This window comes from Gilliamella sp. W8136 (genome assembly GCF_016101285.1).
GTDB lineage: Bacteria > Pseudomonadota > Gammaproteobacteria > Enterobacterales > Orbaceae > Gilliamella > Gilliamella apicola_N.
Genome location: NZ_JACFQU010000014.1, coordinates 15,459 through 37,441, shown reverse-complemented (window position 1 = coordinate 37,441; position 21,983 = coordinate 15,459). Strand labels below are relative to the sequence as shown.

The 21,983-nt window shown below is 34.1% G+C and carries 19 protein-coding genes and 1 pseudogene; 5 read left to right on the top strand and 15 right to left on the bottom strand.

Features of this window, described 5'->3' with window-relative positions:
- Positions 1–38 precede the first annotated feature (38 nt).
- The 13 genes and pseudogenes from H3T96_RS10335 to H3T96_RS10275 all read right to left on the bottom strand — a co-directional run bounded on the left by H3T96_RS10335 (position 39) and on the right by H3T96_RS10275 (position 12,831).
- The gene (locus H3T96_RS10335; protein WP_144092518.1) at positions 39–506 is read right to left on the bottom strand and encodes an STY0301 family protein; all 468 of its coding nucleotides are present in this window, start codon (positions 504–506) and stop codon (positions 39–41) included.
- 95 nt (positions 507–601) lie between these two features.
- Positions 602–1,462, bottom strand: a complete 861-nt coding sequence (gene pdxY, locus H3T96_RS10330; protein ID WP_025316694.1) for a pyridoxal kinase PdxY — start codon at positions 1,460–1,462, stop codon at positions 602–604.
- A gap of 13 nt (positions 1,463–1,475) precedes the next feature.
- Positions 1,476–2,756 (bottom strand): MFS transporter, encoded by a 1,281-nt coding sequence (locus tag H3T96_RS10325; protein ID WP_144092522.1) that lies wholly within the window; start codon positions 2,754–2,756, stop codon positions 1,476–1,478.
- 312 nt (positions 2,757–3,068) lie between these two features.
- Positions 3,069–3,749 carry a hypothetical protein gene (locus H3T96_RS10320; RefSeq protein WP_144092525.1) on the bottom strand — a complete coding sequence of 227 codons (681 nt, stop codon included), beginning with the start codon at positions 3,747–3,749 and terminating at the stop codon, positions 3,069–3,071.
- A 15-nt stretch (positions 3,750–3,764) separates the two neighbouring features.
- Positions 3,765–4,472, bottom strand: coding sequence for a hypothetical protein (locus H3T96_RS10315; RefSeq protein WP_144092527.1), 708 nt, complete (start codon positions 4,470–4,472; stop codon positions 3,765–3,767).
- 450 nt (positions 4,473–4,922) lie between these two features.
- Positions 4,923–5,759 (bottom strand): PRD domain-containing protein, encoded by an 837-nt coding sequence (locus H3T96_RS10310; RefSeq protein WP_144092529.1) that lies wholly within the window; start codon positions 5,757–5,759, stop codon positions 4,923–4,925.
- Between the two features lie 17 nt (positions 5,760–5,776).
- A complete protein-coding gene (locus H3T96_RS10305; RefSeq protein ID WP_144092531.1) occupies positions 5,777–7,240 on the bottom strand; it encodes a glycoside hydrolase family 1 protein in 1,464 nt (487 codons plus the stop codon).
- 3 nt (positions 7,241–7,243) lie between these two features.
- Positions 7,244–9,115: a beta-glucoside-specific PTS transporter subunit IIABC gene (locus H3T96_RS10300; protein ID WP_144092533.1), complete on the bottom strand. Its 1,872-nt coding sequence runs from the start codon at positions 9,113–9,115 to the stop codon at positions 7,244–7,246.
- 367 nt (positions 9,116–9,482) lie between these two features.
- Positions 9,483–10,208: a hypothetical protein gene (locus H3T96_RS10295; protein ID WP_144092535.1), complete on the bottom strand. Its 726-nt coding sequence runs from the start codon at positions 10,206–10,208 to the stop codon at positions 9,483–9,485.
- A gap of 43 nt (positions 10,209–10,251) precedes the next feature.
- Positions 10,252–11,241, bottom strand: coding sequence for a hypothetical protein (locus H3T96_RS10290; protein WP_144092537.1), 990 nt, complete (start codon positions 11,239–11,241; stop codon positions 10,252–10,254).
- A 122-nt stretch (positions 11,242–11,363) separates the two neighbouring features.
- Positions 11,364–11,750, bottom strand: coding sequence for a (deoxy)nucleoside triphosphate pyrophosphohydrolase (locus H3T96_RS10285; protein WP_144092539.1), 387 nt, complete (start codon positions 11,748–11,750; stop codon positions 11,364–11,366).
- 24 nt (positions 11,751–11,774) lie between these two features.
- Positions 11,775–11,882 (bottom strand): annotated as a pseudogene (locus H3T96_RS15075) (HNH endonuclease); the annotation flags it as partial.
- Between the two features lie 76 nt (positions 11,883–11,958).
- On the bottom strand, positions 11,959–12,831 hold the full coding sequence (locus tag H3T96_RS10275; RefSeq protein ID WP_144092541.1) for a phosphorothioated DNA-binding restriction endonuclease: 873 nt from the start codon (positions 12,829–12,831) through the stop codon (positions 11,959–11,961).
- Between the two features lie 270 nt (positions 12,832–13,101).
- Between H3T96_RS10275 and sat the strand changes: the two genes are divergently transcribed.
- The 5 genes from sat to H3T96_RS10250 all read left to right on the top strand — a co-directional run bounded on the left by sat (position 13,102) and on the right by H3T96_RS10250 (position 20,009).
- Positions 13,102–14,262 carry a sulfate adenylyltransferase gene (sat, locus tag H3T96_RS10270; RefSeq protein WP_144092543.1) on the top strand — a complete coding sequence of 387 codons (1,161 nt, stop codon included), beginning with the start codon at positions 13,102–13,104 and terminating at the stop codon, positions 14,260–14,262.
- Between the two features lie 49 nt (positions 14,263–14,311).
- On the top strand, positions 14,312–14,947 hold the full coding sequence (locus tag H3T96_RS10265) for a phosphoadenosine phosphosulfate reductase family protein (protein WP_144092545.1): 636 nt from the start codon (positions 14,312–14,314) through the stop codon (positions 14,945–14,947).
- A gap of 139 nt (positions 14,948–15,086) precedes the next feature.
- Positions 15,087–16,886: an assimilatory sulfite reductase (NADPH) flavoprotein subunit gene (locus tag H3T96_RS10260; RefSeq protein WP_144092547.1), complete on the top strand. Its 1,800-nt coding sequence runs from the start codon at positions 15,087–15,089 to the stop codon at positions 16,884–16,886.
- Between the two features lie 38 nt (positions 16,887–16,924).
- The gene (cysI, locus tag H3T96_RS10255; protein ID WP_144092549.1) at positions 16,925–18,691 is read left to right on the top strand and encodes an assimilatory sulfite reductase (NADPH) hemoprotein subunit; all 1,767 of its coding nucleotides are present in this window, start codon (positions 16,925–16,927) and stop codon (positions 18,689–18,691) included.
- Between the two features lie 364 nt (positions 18,692–19,055).
- A complete protein-coding gene (locus H3T96_RS10250) occupies positions 19,056–20,009 on the top strand; it encodes a LysR substrate-binding domain-containing protein (protein ID WP_144092551.1) in 954 nt (317 codons plus the stop codon).
- A 24-nt stretch (positions 20,010–20,033) separates the two neighbouring features.
- Here the strand turns inward: H3T96_RS10250 and H3T96_RS10245 are convergent, their stop codons facing one another.
- Entirely contained in the window at positions 20,034–21,113 is a 1,080-nt protein-coding gene (locus tag H3T96_RS10245) for a sulfate/molybdate ABC transporter ATP-binding protein (protein WP_144092553.1), read from the bottom strand.
- Positions 21,114–21,122: 9 nt separating this feature from the next.
- Positions 21,123–21,980: a sulfate ABC transporter permease subunit CysW gene (cysW, locus tag H3T96_RS10240; RefSeq protein ID WP_039127886.1), complete on the bottom strand. Its 858-nt coding sequence runs from the start codon at positions 21,978–21,980 to the stop codon at positions 21,123–21,125.
- Positions 21,981–21,983: the final 3 nt, after the last annotated feature.

Genomic DNA, 21,983 nt, shown 5'->3' with positions numbered 1-21,983 from the left:
TACTTAAATTCAAAGCATTTAAAATTAAAAAACCAGATTTATTTCACCTTTTGTAATTCACGCGTACTACAGATAAGTTTGGCTTTTATGGCTTGGTTTTTATCATTTGAATAATCCGCCCAGCAGCTTTTCATCGATGAATCGATTTTTTTGACCAATTGGACTTCATCGCCATTATAGCTACAACTAACGTAGTTGCCACCTTCATCATAGACCGAGTTGACTTGCCAAGTGATATCATGTTTTTTGCCATCAATAATTCCAATTTCAGGCTTTAACTGAAATAATTTAACGGGTTCATCAGAATAAACACCAAGACTACTGAGCGCAAGGCTACGATCTTTTTTATCCGAAACTTGCCAGCCCTCAGGAATATTTTCCAGCTCAGGATGATCAAATTTGATGTTGATTTTAGCTGGGCAATCAATTTCGTAGCCATTGGCGGTACTGGCCGCTCCTAACCAAGCGATTGCAATTAAACTTATACTGACTATTTTTCCTTTCATATTATCAACCATTCTTAAATCATAATTAATAAATTCTTTAATTTTCAATTAATTATATTGATAACTTAAATATAATTTTAATTGGAAGTTGTTTTTTATAACATTATTGCACGGTACTGTAAATCGGGCTGTTTAATCCACTCTTGAGCATCAATGATTGCCAGTTCTCGTGCATCTTTTTGTTTTGTCACAGCTAATACATGATTTGCAGCGTTAGCGGCCAATTCAAAGGCGTTTAGTTGTGATTTGCCATTAACTAAATGGGCTGTGAACAAACTGCAAATTAAATCCCCAACACCTAATGGACGATAAGGAAAATCATATAATGGTCGGGCAAGATGATAGCTTTGTGATGGTGTAGCTAAAATCATTTCAAACAATTCTGTAGTTTTGCCTGCATGGACTAAGTTTTTGACTAATATGGCCTGGATTGATTTGTTTTGTAGCTTTTTGATTGCCATTTGTACATCGTCAAACGTCTTAATTTCGATATTCGACAATAACTGCAATTCTAATAAATTGGGTGTGATATAGTCTGCGTGTTTGATAGCCTGCTTAGTAAAAAAATCAATTATATTTTGCGGTAGCGAACTGCCTTTATTAATGTCTCCTCCCATTACGGGATCGCACACATAGATGGCATTTGGGTTATAGTATTTTATTTTTTTTACCGCTTCAAGGATCTCTTCGCCCTGTTCGGCAAGGCCGATATATCCTGATATGATGGCATCAATTGAGTTTAGAACGCCGATTTTTTCTAAGCTGTTTACTATTCGAGTAATTTGCTGAGCACCCAGTACAATACCATCATAATCGGGATAAACCGTATTACTCGATAGTTGCACTGTGTGGATGGGCATGACTTCAACGCCTTGTAATTGCATGGCTAATGTAGCAACTTTGTTACCCGCATAACCATACACGACATTAGATTGAATTGATAAAACGGTTTTCATAGATAGTTGCCTTTTACTCATCATAATAGTGATATTTGCTTAAAAGATAGATACTTATAATCGATAGCAATGCTAAACCACAATAAAATAAGGCGAGTGGTAACCAATAAGTCTTGTAGGTATAAATAATGTATGCCCCTATCATTGGGATTAGACTACCAAATATGGCAGCGCAACCTTGATAGCTCATCGATAGACCAGTATAGCGAATTCTGGCAGGAAAAATTCGGCTTAAATAACCCGCTATCACACCATAAAAGCCACTGTAGCAAATCACATTTAACGAAATACCGACAATAAAGCTGATTTTAGTTCCTGACTGAATAATCGGAAATAACAAAAAGACTGACGCCATGGCCAAAATGGCTGAAACAATTAAAAAGCGCGTTGCTGAAAACTTTTCTGAAAAATAAGAGATAAACGGCTGAGCAATAAAGTGCACGACTGCTATCCAAAATAACGCATCAACGATAGTCTTTTTTTCAACGCCGAGAGCCATAGTTGTATAACCAATCATTAGTGTATTAGAAAATATGCCACTAAATGACAGCACATTGGCACAAATGGCTAATACCAATATTGGAGTTGCTTGTTTAAACACATCAATAATTGGCGCGGATTCTTTTTCTTTTAGGCTTGCTTGTTTTTTGCATGATTCGATAAATACCGGTGATTCCGTTAAGGTAACCCTAGCGATAAGACCAACAATTAACAAAATAAAACTGGCTAAAAACGGAATGCGCCAATAGCTATTATTAATTAGCTGATCAATCGGTAAACCAATAATATAAGAAAAAACCAATAATGCTAAAATATTACCCGCAGGGCTACCCCACTGGGCAAACGATGAAAAAAAGTTTTTTAGCCCTTTTGGCGCATGTTCATTCGCCATTAATACGGCTCCCCCCCATTCACCACCAACAGCAACACCTTGTAAAATTCGTAATGCAACTAACAGTATCGGCGCAATGATTCCCGCTTCTTGATAAGACGGTAATAAACCAACGCACGTTGTCGCAATTCCCATTAACAGTAAAGTAATAATTAACGATTTTTTGCGCCCTAAACGATCACCAATATGACCAAAAAGAATTGCACCTAAAGGGCGTGATAAAAAACCAACTGCAAAGGTGGCAAATGTCCCTAAAACTTGCACAAATTGATTATCAGACGGAAAAAAAAGCTGACCAAAAATTAATACTGATGCTAACGCATAGATATAAAAATCATACCACTCAATTGTGGTACCAATAAAAGCAGCAAAAGCGACTTTTTTAGCAGATGAATTGGGCATAAACAGACCTTGGATAAGTCAATAACTAAAGTAAGTAGGTAGTGACAAAGAAACTAACACAAAACCATCAATATCACAATTTGTTATCAGATAAAGGAGAAAACTTATCTAAAAAAGAGAAGTATTAAGACATAATATAAATCTTATAAAAATATTTCGGTAAAATAGTAATATTTTTTATTTTACTATTCCAAATACAAAAGGGTATTAAACTTTATTAATTACAACTTTTAAGCTAGTTATTAATAGCAATAGCTATGTTTTATTAATTAAAAATTAGCTCATTACTATTAATTTACTTGTTCATTATATTTATTCAATAATAAAGTCTTCTAAAGGTGGATATTTTATAATAACACCATCTAACGCCTTATTGTTACTTAGGATAAGTTGGTTGCTTTCCAATAATTCAATAGCTGGTTTAAATAATATATCTTCAATATTGTCGGAATTGATCCTCATAAGCTCAACACTATAAGTCCAACAATTGATATATTTAAGCTTATCGTAATGAGGAGATAAGACATATTTATTTTCATCATCAATAAAAATAAATTTACCAGAATAGTCTTCAAAATATTCTTTTTTACTTACTGGGTATCTAAAATATGACTCTTTATATACCATATCTTCCCAAAAAATAATATGAATTAATGGAAAAGGCTTTTCATTTATTGCTTTATGAAAAACTGTTTCGCCACTAAAACACAATTGAAAGCTCAAATAGCCATAAGGTTTTGTTCCTGTTTTGGCATTTATCTTTGAAATCGGAACACTTAAGCTAATCCACTCACAAAACCAATCGTTGTTAAACGTTGTAGTTGTGTATTTTGTCGAATCTATTTTGTATTGCTTAGCATTTTTATCAAAATAGGCTTTGATTTTATCTGAAATAGTACTTTTTAACACCTCGACTTCTTCAGTAAATTTTTTGTACTCATTTAATGCATTCGTAATTGCTATACCTTGTGTGCGTGTAATATTATTTTCCATTATTGACCACTCCAATTAAATGTTAGATGAAGATACATCAGTTCCAATATTTCGAAAATGATAATTAATTTTTAAGTCAGGATCTATTTTGAGGTTTAGATGAGTGAAAGAATTAAATGCTCTAAAATCTAAACAATCCAAAAAGCTGATTAAATCAGCTAAATAATGCTTTAATTTTGGATTATGACTTTGATGCTTATTTTCTTTTATTTTATGTAAAAAATTTAACCACGTTAAACTTTTCCAATTCTTATTTTTACTGGCTTTAATAGCATTAAACGTATCAACATAATTAGCTAAATAGATTAAATAAGATGTTCCATCCTCTTTTGTCGATTTAAAAAACTGCCACTCTCTTTCAATTTGATCTTCTGAAAAAGAATAAGCGCCCCATTTTAACTCAAATATATAAATTTCATTTTTGCCATTCACGTCGAAATTGAAGACAATATCAGGTTCACAACTTCTACGTTCATTATTAAAAGTAGCTATTTTAGATGGCCAAAAATCAATGTTAGCTTCAACCTGTAACTTATTATTATCATCTAAATTATTTTCAATGCCGGCGATAGACCTAATAAAGTAGTAAATATCTTGATCTTCAAAATAACGTAGCGGACCAAATATTGTGGAGGTAATGATGTCTTCTCGAGGTATTTTTCTAATATTATTTTGTTTTTTTAGCAGGTAATGGCTTTTTTTCTTAATAACTGCATGTAACACTTTCCAACTCCTTAATATTATCAAACTATCAATAATAGTCTTTCCTTAAATTAGTTAGTAACACCGTTAGATAAATTAATGTTAAATATCAGAGTATTAATAATATCAATTTTAATTAAAACGATTATACATTGTATTATGTAGAATAATAATATCAAAAGATTGATTTGTTTAATTTAGATTTATATAAATGATTTTACAGAGAATTTGAGCAAGGTTTGATCTAACTGTATCCATTACTAATAATGACTTTAGAGGAGTCAATGCATCTTAACTGTTTACATTTTTTAATAACGTTATTTCATAAAGATCACTATATTATTTAGATGGCAATTTATGAATATATCCTGTTTTAAAATCACCTATTCATATCGGTAAAGCTAATAATAGCAAAAGCAACTTTTTAGTAAAAAATTTAGATCTCAACTTTACGTGACTAAGTGATATATATTATTTGGTATTGCGTATTAGTCTGTTAATGTGAATCCCCAAATAGACCACCTCATCATCGGATATTGAGCTATGATAAGTTTGATCGATGTATTGTTTTACTTTCTGCGCAATATGCATCGCGTAAGGATAAAGTGAGGATATTTGTTCATAAAGATCGTTATTATCTTCTTGTAATTGATTATTGGCATAAAATCGTTCTACAAAAAATTTAATATGAGTAATAAAACGGGTATAGTGAATTGATGAGGTATCTATTGGCACACCAACGGAATATTTCACCAAATTCACTATTGAATTTATCATTTTGGCATATTGAAACGTATTAAGATTTTGTGCGGTCGTGGTTTGAGCGTTAATGAGATGAAATGCAATATTACTCGCTTCTTCTTCAGGAAAAGTGAGATTGTATCTTGCGTTGAGTAACTCAATAGCTTGCTTGGCGATATTAAACTCTTGCGGATAATAATTCTTTATTTCCCAATATAATTTATTAGGTATAAACAGACCTTGTTTAACTCGTTCAACCGCAAAGTAAATATGATCTGTCAGTGTTAAATAAATATTATTATTCAGTTTTCTGTTTAAGTTGTTTTCAGCTAATGTGATGATTTCTTTGGTTATCTGAAAAAATTGAAAAGGGACTTCTTTCGCTAAATCGGTGATATAGGAAAGTTTAATATTTTTTTCTAAAAATATTTTATCCACTCGCTCATCATCAATGGTATCTCCTGGTTTTTTACCAAAACCAATGCCTTTCCCTAATACGATTTTTTCGATACCCTCTTCTTCAACTAAAACGACACTAGAGTTTAATACTTTTACCACCAAAATCATTGTTTGTTCTCCAGCTATTAATCGTAAATAGCTTTACCATTGGTTTCAATCACTTTTTTATACCAATAAAATGACTCTTTTTTAAATCTGGCTAAAGTTCCATTCCCTTCATCATCTTGATCTACGTAGATAAAACCATAACGTTTGGACATCTGCGAAGTACTGGCGCTGACTAAATCTATTGGCGCCCAACTGGTATAAGCGATTAAATCCACGCCTTCATCAATGGCTTCTTTCATTTGTTTAAAATGTTCTTTAAAGTATTCAATTCGATAATGGTCATGAACGGTGTCACCCTCTAACTTATCAATTGCGCCAATCCCATTTTCGACAATCATCATTGGAATATTATAGCGGTCATAGAGTTCAATAAGTGAAATTTTTAGTCCTTTTGGATCGATTTGCCAGCCCCATTCAGTGGATTTTAAATAAGGATTTTTAACACCTATAATTGTATTACCGGGTATGCGGTCAGCATCCGGATTGGTAGATTCAGCCTTTGACATATAGTAACTAAAAGATAAGAAATCGACGGTATTTTGTTTAAGTATTTCTCGATCGCCCTCTTCAAACTTAATATCAATTCCTTTTTGTTGTAAATAGGTCAATATAAGTTTTGGATATTCGCCTTTAATTTGCACATCTGTATAAAAGTAATTGTCTAACGTTTTTTGTAACGTCAATTCCACATCCTCAGGCTTACATGTCAATGGATAAGTGGTTAATTTGGTGAGCATACAGCCTATTTTACAATCTGGGATTTTTTCATGGGCGATTTTGGTAACCAGTGCACTTGCTACAAATTGATGATGTAAAGCTTGATAGATATCTTGTTCAAGCTGTCCGTCTTTACATTTATCAGGAATAATTCCAGCCGTTGTAAAAGGATGCCGATAAATACTGTCTATTTCATTAAAGGTTAACCAATATTTTACATAATCCCCAAAATGGTCAAAACAAGCTGTTGAAAAACGGACAAAATCATCAATCACTGAACGTTTTACCCAACCATTATATTTAATACTTAATGCTATCGGCATTTCATAATGCGATAACGTAACGATTGGCTCTATTGAAAGTCGTTTCATCTCTTTAAAGACATTTTTATAAAATTCAACTCCTTTAGGATTAGGCGTAAGTTCCTCGCCAGTAGGAAACAGTCTTGTCCAAGCAATGGATAAGCGTAATGTCTTAAATCCCATTTCAGCAAAGAGCGCTAAATCTTCTTTATAGCGATGATAAAAATCAATGCCTCGTCGTTTGGGGTAATTTTTATCAGAAAGATCGTTTATCGCGGTCATTATACCCTCACTGGTTACCGCCACATGCGCAGCATAATCTTTGACATCAACATTTGGTTTATACGTTGCCATATCCGCAACAGAAAGTCCTTTGCCGTCAATATTCCATGCGCCTTCAATCTGATTAGCGGCAATCGCCCCGCCCCATAAAAAATTATCTGGGAATGCTAAATTTTTCATATGTTACTCTCCTTTGCTTAATATTTTCGGCTTTATTTTTAGAACAATATCATCGTTAGTTACTTGTTTGTTTTCATTAAAAGTAGAAATAGTATAGTCATCAGGATTGGTGACTAAAAAAATTACGGTAGGATCCAATTGATGATTTTTAATATTGTTGATATCGAATTTAATTAAATCATCACCAATATCGACAATATCGCCAACATTAACCAGTGTCTCAAATCCATCACCATCAAGTTTTACTGTATCGATTCCTATATGAAAAAGCAGATCTGCACCATTATTTAATTTAATACTTAGAGCATGTTTAGTATGGAATATCATAGAGATAATCCCTTTACAGGGTGATTTTAAAAATCCCTCGTTAGGAATAATACCTAAGCCTTGACCAACAATTCCTGTTGAAAAAACATTATCGTTAATGTCATGTATCGGTATAGCTTTGCCACTAATTGGGCTTCTAATCTCTAGAGCTTCATCGTTAATGGTATTTTTGGTATTGTTATTTGAGTTTTCATCATCTGCATCAATACTATCTGTGAAAAATATGGCAGAAAGGATAAATGCGACTAAAAAGGATATTCCAAAAGTGACAAAAGCCCAGACTATGTTCATCGCATTGTCTTTATCAATATACATGGTCATACTGGCTAAACCGGGACCAACAAGAACAAATGCTTTTAGTAAAATAATGCCAGCAAAAGCCCCACCAATTAATCCAGCAGTCATCACGCTATAAAGAATTTTTTTATTTACGATTGTCACACCATATAGTGCGGGTTCGGTAATACCAAAAAGAGCCGATATTCCAGCGGATAGAGCAACCGATTTTAATTTACTATTTTTAGTTTTAATACTTACGCCAAAACAAGCCCCTGACTCAGCAATATTGTGTGCCAAAGAAGCCGGCATATATAACATTTCACATCCTGTTTTACCCATTGCATCAATGGCATAAGGAAGCATTGCTTTATGCATGCCCGCCACAACCATAAAAGGAAGTACCGCAGCTAACAATCCTGTTGTAATCCATGAAAAATGGGTATAAAAAAATATAATAAATTTAGAAAATATCACACCTGCATTGTATCCAAGAGGACCAAGTAATAGTAAAGAGACAGGTACGGTAATGACTAAACTCATCATAGGGACAAAAAAGAGACGAATAACTTTAAATGAATATTTAGTAAAAAATTTTTCAACAACAGAATAAAAAAGGATCGTTAAAATCGCAGGAAATATTTGGAATGCATAATTAATATTCTCTAAAGGTAAAAAGAAGAGTGTGCTGTCATTTTTTAGTAGTACCACCATATCAGGGAGGATTAAAGTACTTACGGCAGAAGCTGCAACCAGCGGATTTACTTTTAATTTATTAGCGGTGGTAAATGCGACAAGAATGGGTAAAAAATATAAAGGTGCACTACCAATTAGTTGTAAAATTTTATAATTGGATCCATTCTCATCCATCAATCCAAGCATAGCAAACAATATTACAAAAGATTTCAACAGACCACCGCCAGCAATTGCTGGAATTAACGGTTGAAAAATAGAAACAAGAAAATCGAGTAAAATAGCACTTATTTTTTTCTTGCTATTAGGCTGATTATTAGCACTATTTACGTTAATGTTTCCGATTAATTTAATAATTTCGTTATAAACTTCAAATACATCATTACCAATAATAATTTGGCATTGAACGTTTTGCCGTACGCCTATAACACCCTCGATTTTTTCTAAAGCAGGAAGATTAATTAGATTATCATCTTTTAAGGTGAATCTTAGTCTTGTCGCACAATGCTCTAAATGCGCTATATTACTTTTACCACCGATATTATCTAGAATGGTTACGGCTATTTTTTGATAATCCATTACTATCTCCTATTGCTCTTGTTCGTGGTAAAAAAAAAGCAAGACCTAGATAAACGGTAAAATGCAGCTACGCATATACAATTTATTTAGGTCCTGCCTGCTTTACCAGTCACATGCCTGTTCAATTAACATACAAACATACAATAGATACTGAGTCAATTTTGATTTAGAAGAATTGTGAACTAGATCTCAATCACCATCACAGAATAACTGTTAAGTTAATTAATTGTTTTAATGTATTAAGATATGAAATAAATAAACTCTAAAATAATCAGTTATGAAGTTAAAAATAAAGGACAGAATATTCAAAATAGAATCTGTCCATTTTACGTTTTGATGGAAGTAGAGAATCTTGGTTACTTAGATATTAATATACTGGTTCGGGTAGAGGATATTCAACACCATTATAATGTAATGTATATTTTCTTTTTGCTGATTTAGTTATCTCTTCAATACATTCCCCTTCGCTATTTTTTTTACCAATTTCTTTTTGTTCATTATATGAGACAATCAGATCTTTATAATTATTGGTCGTATTTTTTCCTAATAGTAAAACAGCATTACGGCTATTGTATTCACCATCACAATCATTCCATTCACCACTAAAGTTTTTTAACACCAACTTATTAACAACACGATTCAATTTTTCCTTTTGTTGCACATAAAGATTAATTACTTGTTGAGAAATGGGAACATAAGGAGAACCATTTGCAGAATTGGCACGAACACCAAAAGCCCGAGATTCATTATTAAGTTGATAACGAGCCGTATCGATTTCAAAATTATTTAATTCAATAGCATCACTAACAAACGCATTCTGTTGCCAATTATGAGCAATTAATTCACCACTTTGCGTATCCACAAGCAACACATCAAGATCATAAAAAATTGTCCCTTCGATCTCATGAGGAAACGGTAAAACCACAATTGTTTTACTTTCATCAGCAGGCCAGATCTTACAAATTGCCTTATCACTCTCGCGAGAAGAATGGTATTTTTCAAGTAAATAATCAATCCATTTTTCACAGTCAGCACTACTCACCATAGGAAAGCTAAGCGTGATAAGTAGTAATAATTTTTGGGTGTTTTTCATTGGTGTTTTTACTGGGTTTTGTTTATGTTTTTTTGTATTAAAATCAATCTAACTTAAATAAATATCTTAGTTTTTCCCAAAAGCTCATTGATTCAATTATTTCTATTTTATTTTTTAGTTTGTTATTCGATTCTTCATTTTGTTTTAATAAATTATGTAAATTGTAATTTTCTCTACTTAAATCATTTATCTTAGTTGTAAATTCATTTAATAAACTTTGTTTTTTATCAAGCTCCAATTTATATGATTCATTCGATTCGTTCAATTCTGTGTTAATACTTATAATATTATTTAATTCTATTTGTTTTAATTTTAACTCTTCAACATAATAATTGGCAGGAATAGGATCTGAAAGAATATTGCCGTAAACGTGATCTTTAAATTTTGATTTTAAAAAATCATAGTATTTTTCTAAATCCTCACTATCATAACTTTTGTTTTGAAATTCTTTTAAAAAAATCATTTTTTTTGTGAGAGTAACTTCTATGATAGGGATGTTATGTGCAAAAAAATCTTTTATTTTTGTTTGTTCACATTTATGATTAACAGCAACTTCGATAGCAACTTTTCCATTCCATTTTTCAGCTAAATCACATTTAGAAGAAAAACAACCAATTAGATCCGGATAATAGACATTTCTATTTTCAAATTGTAAGCGAGGTTCTATAAGAAATTCCGTGAATTTTAATTGGTAGCTCTTTTTACCTATAACAAATGTAATCTCACTGAGTTCCGATAAAACTGATATTGCAGTTGAATGAGAAATTGACTCATTATCTCCATCTTCATTATTACCTCCTTTCATATTTTCAATATACCTAAAAAAACCATTTTTTACTGGTGTCATTCTAGCTCTATACTGCTTATCTGCTTGAGTGCTATAAAAAGTTAACTTTTCATACTCCTCTGGCGATTCTTGTTTCATTTTTAACACATTCCAAATATAAAATTTTTTAAGTTGAGATGGTTTATGCTGATTCAAAATATATTCGCCTTGTTTATTTTTAGCATATGCCGATATTTTTTTTGCCATGTATGATTGTCTTTCCTTTACTTATTAACAGATTTAATTCAACTAAAATAATTCAAATTACAGAAACTTATTATTTTTCTTCTATTCTTTGTAAAAATTAATTTATGTTACACATCGTGACACTATTTAGTCAAAAAATAAACAATCGGTAAGTCAGCCTGCACCCAATCTAGATCGTTTAATTCATTACTATCTAACCAACAAATCTTATTATGTTCTAAACATATTGGATCATTATCAATTAGCTGACAAAGAAAAGCGTTAATTTTAACTGTGCCAAAATCATAATGATGTTCTGTTGTTAATAAATATTTTTTGATCGAGATACTACAACCTAATTCTTCTTTTATTTCCCGAATGAGAGCATCTTCTAATTGTTCGCCAGATTCAGCTTTTCCACCAGGAAATTCCCATTTATACGCTAAATATTTAGTGTTACCCCGTTGAGTACAAAGAATTTTATTGTTTTTAATAATTACTGCAGCAACAACATTAATAATTTTATTCATCTTTTAAAGTGATTTCTCGCCCCCTTAAATTCGCATTTTTTTCAATTTATTAATATCATCTATATCTTTGACAATATGCATTTTTCGATGGCAATTAGGACATAGTGCTACTGTATTATCAATTGTATCCTCCACCTTCAGAATTGTTTATTATTTAGAATAACTCCAGACATTAGATTTTTTATTTTGTCCATTAGTGTTCTTTCCCTCAGTCCCTAAACACTTCTCTAACATGCCATTCAATAAATCTGTCATGTAAATAATCGCTTTTCATTCGAGGTAGTAAGATGTTTTTGCCGTCGAAATCCCAAAAGAGTTTTTCAACTATGTGGTTTCCATTTACCCCACTTGATACTTTGATTTTTAGATTACAATCAAGCCCGATAGCGCCCATATCGAAAGCGGAATGATGTAGTGAACAAAGTGCTAAACCATTATTTACAATGCATGGTCCGCCGTGTTGTTTCCATTTTACGTGAGCAGCTTCAAGGCCGATTGATACTGAGTCATGCCTTAAATCGTAACCACAGATGGCACATTGATAGTTGTATGCACGTAATACGATTTGTCTGAATTTAGGATCTCGGTATTTATTGGATTCCATTAAATTAAACCCAAATCGATTAATTAAGTTTTCTTGCACACTTTCAGTAAAATGCTGACTTAAAATTTGTCCTGCTAATTGATCAATAATGGTAGGGTTTGTTTTTATCAGTTTATACGTTTGTTCATCAAAGCCACCGAGTACTTGGTGTGAAGCAAGGGTTTTGCTGGTTGGTTCTTTACTTGGCAAAATTGGATTAGTACAGTTTTCAAAATTAATGAGTTGCCAAAAACCGTCATTTTTCAAACGCCAAAAAGGCATATTGGGATAATAGTGTTTACGTTGAGGACCAAACCGAGTGAGTAAATCATGTAAAGGTTTTTCAATTTCTTTTTCATAATCAAACAAGCGATCATGACCTTGCTTATATTGTGCTAATACATAAAGCAATAATAAAGGTTTATGTGGAGCCCGCTGATCGCCTTTTTTCCAGATAGTGATATTAGTAATTTTTTGTTGTAATTGTTTAATATCCATTAACACAGAAGAAATAAATGTAATAAGTGAGAAAATATTATAAATATCGTATTATTTTTGTGATCTGCCTCACAAAATTCTGAGTTAGTGTAAAAAAATGAATCAATATTTGATAGTTACATCTAAAAAATTATTTTTAACCATTACAAACCTAAACCAATTTATGAATATGCGTAAATCGCATAATGGTATGTAAAATTGATATTTCCTTATTTGTCGATAATCGTTTTTAATTAAGCTTAATAAAAACTAGATAGGTAAGGAAACATTATGGCCTTGATCCCTCCTCACGCCAGTGACCAGTTACAACCACTTCTTGTTAAAGACGATGATCGATTGGCATTACAGCATTATGCAAAAAATCTACCCGCAATTACGCTATCAAGTCGTGAAGCTGGGGATTTAGTGATGTTAGGAGTTGGTGGTTTTACGCCACTGTATGGTTTTATGCGGGAAGAAGATTGGCGCAGTGTTTGCGATAATATGCATTTAGCAAATGGTGTTTTTTGGCCAATTCCTATCACAGTATCCGTGACCGATGCTCAAGCTGATACCTTAAAATTGGGTGATGATATTACCCTTAAAACACCCGATGGGCAGATAATTGGTATTTTGAATGTTGATAGTATTTATCGACCAGATAAGCAATTTGAAGCGATGCAGGTGTTTACAACAACCGATCAAAGTCATCCTGGCGTTGCGATGCTTATGGCTCAGCCACCTGTTAATTTAGGCGGTAAAGTGCGTGTTTTCCATGATAATGGTTTTAAAACGCAATTTGGTCAATATGCATTAACACCACAAGAGACACGAGAACGTTTTAATCAATTAGGTTGGCATAAAATCGCGGCTTTTCAAACTCGTAACCCGATGCATCGTTCGCATGAATATTTAGTCAAAACAGTATTAGAGCTTTTTGATGGGGTACTTATTCACTCTCTATTTGGTAATTTGAAAGCAGGTGATGTGCCTGCAAATATTCGTCTTAAAGCTATTAATTCGCTAATTTATAATTACTTTGTGCCTGATTCCGTTGTTCATTCTGGGTATCCTTTAGATATGCGTTATGCAGGTCCAAAAGAAGCGTTACTGCATGCCCTTTTTAGACAAAACTATGGTTGTAGCCATCTTATTGTCGGTCGCGATCATGCCGGTGTCGGTAATTATTATTCGCCGTTTGCTGCACAAGATATTTTTACCCAATTACGGGATGAAGATTTACTCATTAAACCAATCAAAATTGACTGGACATTTTATTGCCATAAATGTGCAGGTATGGCATCAAGCAAAACTTGCCCACATGACAGTGATGATCGTGTTCTTATTTCAGGTACCGAGGTAAGACGGCGTTTGCAAACAAAAGAGCCCATACCTGAAACATTTAGTCGACCTGAAGTTGTTGCTGAATTATATCAATGGGCAAACCAGTAATATGCAAAATAAATAATTACTCATCGATAAGTTGATAAAGAGGAAAGCCATGCTAGATTTAACCAAAGTTAACCAGAAATTACAAAATCAGTCACCGTTAACCATTATTGAGTGGGCATTAAAGAAGCAACAAGATATTCCAGTCAAAAGTATTATTAGTACCCATTTTGGACCATATGAAGCTGTGTTACTTCATCTTGTTACCCAAGTTGACCCACATATTCAGGTTGTTTGGGTTGATAATGGTTATGCAACAAATGCGACCTATCGTGTTGCCAATAAAATTACAAAGCAACTTAATCTTAATCTACATATTTTTGTACCGCAACGAACGACAGCTTATTTAAATGTGCGATACGGTGGTTTACCTGAATTAGATACGCCAGAGCATACCGAGTTTACCCAAATTGTCAAAATTGAGCCGTTTAATCGTGCTTTAGCCACACTCAAACCAACGCTATGGTTTACTGCGCTACGTCGTGAACAATCTGCGTTAAGGCAGGAATTAAATATTGTGACAAAAGCGGGAGATAATTTATTTAAGATTGCCCCACTCCTCGACTGGACAAGTCAAGATATGCAGAACTACATCGAAAAACTTAATTTACCTAATGAGATGGATTATGTTGATCCAACTAAAGGACCGCAAGGCAGAGAGTGTGGTTTACATAAAATAACCTTTTGATTTTAGAAATAGAAACACATTGGACTTTTCTGATAGTTGTTGAGTAAAACAATATTATTAGGATTTAACAGAACATTTTAAGGTTGCTAGGCACTAGCAATTTACCGATAGCGCAAAAGCTATCAGATAAGGGAATCACATGAGCACACAACATTTTCCTTTTAATTGTGATGAATTAAAAAAAATTATTGAAAAGTCCAGTGATAAACAGCTCGCTTGGTTGTCTGGATATTTATGGGGACTTGCAGAAAAAAGTTCAAATGAACAAGCTTTACCGAATATCACAACTACCACCGACGTAACGCAAGCCGAGCAAGCAAAAAAAGTAACGATTTTATCAGCATCACAAACAGGTAATGCTCGTCGAGTTGCAAATGAGTTAACTCAAGATATTGAGCGTTTAGGTATTGAAGTTACTCATCTGCCTGCTGGCGAATACAAAGCCAAAAAATTGAGTCAGGAAGAAATTTTAATCTTAATTACCTCAACACAAGGCGAGGGCGAACCACCAGAAGAAGCATTACCACTCTATAAATACCTTTTTGCTGCCAAAGCCCCTAAATTGGCAAATCTACAATTTGCGGTAATGGGTTTAGGTGACTCTTCTTATCCAAAATTCTGTCAAGCTGCTAAAGATTTTGATCAACGATTAGCTGAATTAGATGCTCAGCGTATGTTATTACGCGTTGATGCTGATACGGATTTTCAAACTGTAAGTACCAATTGGCGACAAGCTGTAATTGATAAACTTAGCAGTCTACAACAATCGACTTCAAAATCACTAACAGAAAATAATACTTCAAGTAGCGTCGTTGTTAACAGTAGCCTTTATCACCGCGATAATCCCTTTATTGCACCTGTTAATGTCAATCAAAAAATTACTTCTCGCGATTCGGATCGCGATATCCGTCATATTGAATTTGACCTTACTGGTTCTGATATTAACTATCAACCGGGCGATGCGTTAGGGGTCTGGTATCAAAATAGTGATGAGCTTGTCGATGAAATTCTTAATATTACCCAGCTTACCGGTGATGAGCTGGTCGAACACAATGGTCAACAAATTACTTTAAAAACAGCTCTGATTGAGCATGTTGAATTGACTCAAAATACACCCGTCATTATTGAGAAATATGCCCAAGCAATTCAAAATCCTGAACTGCTTACCTTAAGCAAAGACAGAGAAGCTTTGATAGAAATGAGTCAAACATTACCACTGGTTGATATGCTTAATCGTTATCGAGGCAACCTTACCGCACAAACATTAATTGGATTGCTTCGACCTCTTACACCTCGTTTTTACTCCATTGCATCAGCGCAAGATGAAGTTGGAGACGAAGTTCATCTTACCGTAAATGTGGTGCGTTATCAGATCGAAGATAAAACCCGTACTGGCGGTGCATCAAACTTTTTAGCCAATCAAATTGCTGACCAAGATCAGGTCAAAATTTTTGTTGAACATAATGATAACTTTAGATTACCTAATGATACCAATACGCCAATCATCATGATTGCTGCCGGTACTGGCATTGCACCATTTAGAGCTTTTTTACAACAACGTAGTGCTCAATGTGCTACGGGTAAAAATTGGTTATTTTTTGGCAACCCGCATTTTATTTCTGATTTTCTGTATCAAGTAGAGTGGCAAAATTATGTTAAAGAAGGTCTGTTAACGAATATCGATCTTGCGTGGTCACGAGATCAGGCCGAGAAAATATATGTACAAGATAAATTAATTGCTCAAGGCAGAGAGATTTGGCAATGGTTGCAACAAGGTGCCTATATCTATGTTTGTGGGGATGCGAAGCGCATGGCAAAAGCAGTCGATTTAGCATTACAACAAATTCTGATGACTCAAGCTCAATACAATCAAGAGCAGGCCATCAACTATCTGGATGAATTAAGAAGTCAAAAACGCTATCAACGAGATGTTTATTAATACATAACAACTAATTTTAATTTATTGAGTGATGTAATATGAGCAATGATAAACCTAAAACAGTTACCCTAACTCAAGTGGTAAATTTAACACCCCCGCAAAATGATGTCTCAGATCTACCATTATCAGATTCTGAACGATTTAAACGAGAGAGTAATTATTTACGAGGCACCATCGCTGACGATCTGAATAATGGTTTAACGGGAGGATTTAATAGTGATAATTCTCAGCTCATCCGTTTACATGGCATGTATCAACAAGATGATAGAGATATTCGTAAGGAACGCCAAGAACAAAAACTTGAGCCACTGATCAACATGATGCTACGTTGCCGCCTACCTGGTGGCATTATCACCCCCAAACAGTGGTTAACGATTGATAAATTTGCCACCGAGACAACAAAGTATGGCAGTATTCGGCTGACTACTCGACAAACATTTCAGTTTCATGGCTTGTTTAAACGCAGTCTTAAATCAGCTCATCAACTATTACACAATATAGGACTTGATTCGATTGCCACTGCTGGCGATGTTAATCGTAATGTCTTATGTACTTCAAATCCAGTAGAATCAAAAGTTCATCAACAAGCTTACTACTGGGCAAGCAAAATTTCAGAACATCTTTTACCAAAAACCCATGCTTATATTGAAATCTGGTTAGATGGTGAAAAACTACCGACACCCGACAGTGAACCCATTTTAAGTTCAACTTATTTACCGCGTAAATTCAAAACCACGGTGGTTATTCCACCTATTAATGATGTTGATGTTCATGCCAATGATCTTAGTTTTGTCGCTATCGCCGAAAAAGGTGAATTGATCGGTTTTAATGTATTAGTTGGCGGTGGTTTGGCAATGACTCATGGAGATAAAACAACCTATCCTCGCAAAGCAGATGATTTTGGTTTTATTCCTGTAGAAAAAGTGCTGACTTTTGCAGAAGCGGTTGTTACCACACAGCGCGATTGGGGCAATCGTCATAATCGTAAAAATGCCAAAACCAAATATACACTTGAACGTGTCGGTGTGGAAAACTTTAAAAAAGAGGTAGAGCTACGCGCAGGCAGTACCTTTTTGACCAGTAAACCTTATAAATTCACTCAAAGGGGGGACCAATTTGGTTGGTATAAAGGTATTGATGATAACTGGCATTTAACGCTATTTATCGAAAATGGACGATTGCTTGATTATCCTAACAAACCATTAAAAACGGGTATTGCTGAGATCGCTAAAATTCATCAAGGTGATTTGCGCATTACCGCTAATCAAAATCTGATTATTGCTAATGTTCCAGAACAACAAAAAGAAGCCATTGAAAAAATTGCCAGAGAGTATGGATTGCTTGACGATACAGTCACATTACAACGTAAATATTCCATGGCATGTGTTTCTTACCCAACTTGTCCTCTTGCTATGGCCGAAGCCGAACGTTTTTTGCCGACGTTTGTCACTCAAATCGAGCAGATGTTAACTCAGCATCACTTATCCGAAGATTATATTATTTTACGAGTGACAGGTTGTCCTAATGGGTGTGCAAGAGCGATGTTGGCCGAAGTAGGCATGGTGGGTAAGGCGCCCGGTCGCTATAATTTATATCTTGGTGGTAATCGAGAAGGGACACGAATTCCACGTTTATATAAAGAAAACGTAAGTGTTGATGAAATTTTATTAGCGCTTGAACCATTAATTGAAGCTTGGTCAATTCATCGCAATAAAGACGAAGGTTTTGGCGATTTTGTTATCCGTCATGAAATTGTCAAACCAGTAATAAATTCAGCAATTGATTTTTATCAGGTCGTTAATTAAAGATCATATACAGGTTTGTAGAACCTTATGACGTGCTTATTTGCTGATAAAAAACATATATAGCAATAAGGCATATGGTTATTACTTAATCATATTTGTCTTTTTTATATGTTCTTTTATACTTAAGTGAGTTATTAAACTATCTAATTTTATCAATAAAATTAATAACAACCATAATTTATAAATTAGATAACCTGCCTATAACCAGTTTGATAACAGTGTTTATGCTGGGTGGCGATCCGTTGTTTTAAATAATTCACTTTTTAGTACATGTTATTAATTATATACAGCAAATTATTTTAAATTAATGCAATACAATTATATCGATGGGAATAAAGTAATTTTTTCTTGGAAGATCGCTATCATGAACATACAACAATTAAGAATTATTCGAGAAGCAGCGCGTTGTAATTATAATCTAACCGAAGTAGCAAATACTTTATACACCTCCCAATCTGGAGTAAGTCGACATATTAAAGAGTTAGAAGAAGAACTCAATATTGATCTTTTTATCCGCCAAGGAAAACGCCTAATTAACATGACTGAACCAGGATTAGAACTGGTTGTGATTGCAGAACGAATTTTAAATGAAATTAATAATATACACCGTTTATCGACCATTTTTTCAAATGCGGATGAAGGATCTTTAGTAATCGCAACAACCCATTCACAGGCTCGTTATATCCTCCCTAACATTATAAAATCATTTAGAGTACTTTTTCCGAAAGTCCATATTATTATCAATCAAGGCTCATCAAGTGAGATTATTGCCCAGCTTCTTTCTGGCGAGGCTGATATAGGTATTGATAATGAAAGAGTTGATAACAGCTCTCTTGCTACCTACCCTTTTTATCGTTGGCATTACTCGATTGTAACACCGAAAGATCATCCTTTAACCAAAGCCGACAAAGTAACATTAGATATGTTGCAACCCTTACCCATAATTACTTATCGACAAGGGATCTTTCCTCGCAAAAGCATCGATAAAGCATTTTCAGCGATAGGATTAGCACCCAATATATCATTGAACGTTCAAGAGCCTGATGTTATAAAAACCTACGTTGAATTAGGTTTAGGAATTGGTATTTTAGGCAATAAAATGTATAACCCTGAATATGATGTAAACTTGGTACAACTTGATGCAAAACATCTGTTTGAATCACATGTAACTTGGCTTGGCTTAAAACGTCATAAATTACAACGTAATTATATTTGGCGTTTTATTCAATTATGCAATCAAGAGCTTTCATTGGAAGATATTAAAAATCATGCTCTGTTTGATCATACTCATTCCAAAATGCCTGATTATCAAATTTAATTTATATTAATAAAACGATACGCATTAAATCATAAACTCAAACAATTCATCTTGTACAAAGATATTTACAAGTATCGGTTGCCAATAGATATTATCGCCCAATTCAACTTGCTGTTGTTCATATTGACGATAACTTACCGAGACATCAATATGCTTGGGTTGTCCTGCTACCGCAATTTCTAAAAAAACCGTTGGCCCAGCGGTGTGGATGCGCACGACTTGTCCTTGGATATCATTCTTTCTGGCCGTTTTAGCAATACTGATTTCATGAGGTCGAACATAAGCGATAGCTGACTGATCAGCCCAGTTCCCTTGCTCTTTCATATCTTTTCGGAAATCACCAATAATTAAGGTATTATTTTCAATGTAGCCATGTAATAGATTGACGTCCCCTAAAAAATGCGCAACAAATGCTGTTTTTGGTTGTTTATAGACTTCTGCTGGTGTGCCTATTTGCTCTATTTGGCCTTGGTTCATTAAAATTATTTTATCGGCAACTTCTAACGCCTCTTCTTGATCATGCGTAACAAAGAGACTAGTGACATTCAGTTCATGATGAAAATCACGCAACCAGCGTCTTAAATCTTTACGAACTTTAGCATCTAAGGCGCTAAAAGGTTCATCAAGCAACAAAACATTAGGTTTTGATGCCAACGCTCGTGCTAAAGCAACTCGCTGTCGTTGTCCTCCAGATAGCTGGTCAGGATAACGTTTAGCAAAATTTTCTAGCTGAACTAATCCAAGTAACTGATTAACCCGCTCATTAATTGCGGTTTTGCTCAGTCGTATTGATCTTGGTTTCATTTTTAATCCAAATGCCACATTTTCTGCCACATTCATATGGCGAAAAAGTGCGTAATTTTGAAACACAAATCCAATATCTCGTTGTTTAGCGCTCAGCTGTGTTACATCAGTATCGGCAAAATAGATTTTACCTGAGCTAGCTGTTTCTAAACCCGCTATAATGCGTAGTAATGTGGTTTTGCCACAACCTGAAGGACCTAAGAGTGCAACTAATTCACCTTGTTTTATACTAAAGTTAATATTTTTTAAGGCATCGAAGTTTTTAAAACTTTTATTAATATTCTGTAGTGTAATACCCATAGCTACCCCTTAGTGACCTATATAAAGTTCATTAACTAAGCGTCGTTCAATCCATTGACGAATCAATAGTAATGTAAGCGACATAATTAATAGCAAAATCGCAACACTAAATGCGGCAACAATATTGTACTCATTGTATAAAATCTCTACATGTAAGGGTAACGTATTGGTATAACCACGAATATGTCCAGAAACAACGGATACCGCGCCAAACTCACCGAGTGAGCGAGCAGTGCAAAGAACAACACCATGCATCAATGCCCATTTTATATTTGGTAATGTGATATGGAAAAAAATTTGCCAACCATTTGCGCCAAGAACACTGGCGGCCTCTTCTTCATGGGCTCCTTGCGCCATCATTATTGGAATCAATTCCCTTGCGACAAAAGGAACAGAAACAAAAATGGTTGCTAAGATAATACCGGGAATGGCATAGATTATTTGGATATTCCATGCCTGTAAAAAGGGATAAAATGCACTTTGTGCACCAAATAGCAATACATAGATTAAACCCGCAACAATGGGAGAGATAGAGAACGGTAAATCAATTAAGGTCATTAATATCTGTTTACCTTTAAACTGATATTTAGTGATGACCCAAGCAGCACACACACCAAATATGACATTTAAAGGCACCGCCACTCCAACAGCAATAAGTGTCAATTTAAAAGCTGCTAAGGTATCTGATTCAGTGATCACCTGCCAAAAAGCCGTTATCCCATTGGCAAGCCCCTGTGCCAACACTACCAAGAGCGGTAAAAATAACAAAATTAAAAACAATAATATCGCTAGTAGTATTAAGAATAACTGTACACTGGTCAGTGCTTGTTTTTTATCGGTTATTGGGTTTGTTGGCAATATTGGCATAAA